1 pseudogene is annotated in these 1066 nt (G+C 71.1%); it reads right to left on the reverse strand.

Features of this window, described 5'->3' with window-relative positions:
• A pseudogene (locus tag A3764_RS18820) lies at positions 1-1066 on the reverse strand (hypothetical protein); the annotation flags it as partial.

The following is a 1066-nucleotide window of genomic DNA, read 5'->3' on the forward strand; positions in this document are numbered from 1 at the left end:
ACACGCGGGCGCGCGGGCAGGATTTGCCCGTCGGTTGTGGAGATCGGCCCCGGCTCGACGATGCGCGGCTCCCGGTCGCCGAAGAGCCGCGACAGGTCGAGCCCGTCGTCGAAGAACACCGATGCCCAAGCGGCGACCCCGGCCAGAAATACCAGCAGACCCGTGGTCAGCATCAGCCCGAGGAAACGGGGTTTGCCCCCCACTTCGGTCTGACGGGCACCGAAGACGGTCATCCTTTCGGCTTCGGTCAGAGCGGTGCGGGGTTTTTCGGATTTCTCGGCTTCTGCCTTCGGCTTGGCATTTCCGGCACCATGGCGCGCGGCGAACGCGGCGACGGCATCGGGTTTGCCGGCGTCGTCGGGCTGGGGCGCGGTGGCATGTGACAGGGCGGCTTTGGCCGCGGAGGGGGCGGGCGTTCCTTGGGCCGCGGCGCCTGCGGTCAGGTTCGGCTCTACCCGTGCCGGGCTATCCCCGCCTGCCTTGCCGCGCCGGCTGGCGAAGGGTTGCGCGCTTTTTTCATCGCGCGACGCGGTGAGGGAGGGCGAGGCGCCCCCGCTGGTGTCTGCCCGGCGCGAAGCACCGCCGAGCGAGGGCAGCACAAAGGCAGACGTTTCGGCGTCATCCCTGTCTTCCGAGGTCTCCGGCTCCTCGTCCTCCACAGGGCGGGCGGGGCCGCGCAAGGAGGCAAAGGCGGCTTCGGGGCCGATGGGCGCGTCAAGCCGCTTTGAAACCGGTGCATGGGTGGCTGGCGCGACGTTGCTATCCTCTGCCGCGGCGTTTTTCTGCTGCGACAGCGACGCGCGGCCAACCGCCGTGGTCACGGTGCGAAACCCTGCGAGCAGGCGCGCCTGTTCATCCGCGCTGGGGGGCGCCATGCCCGTGTTGGGCATCTGCGGCACCTCTGTGGGTGTCTGCGGTTGCGGCGCTTCGGGCGGTGCCTGTGGCGTGGGCACCTCCGTCGGGGTGTCGGGGCCCTCCGGGTCGCTGGGTTGCGGCGCGGGTTCTGGCTCGCTCGGCGGGCGTTCGCGGGGGCCGTCCGGCTGGTCGGGTTCGGGCGTACGGTCCG

The organism is Sulfitobacter sp. HI0129 (assembly GCF_001635395.1).
Lineage (GTDB): Bacteria > Pseudomonadota > Alphaproteobacteria > Rhodobacterales > Rhodobacteraceae > Sulfitobacter.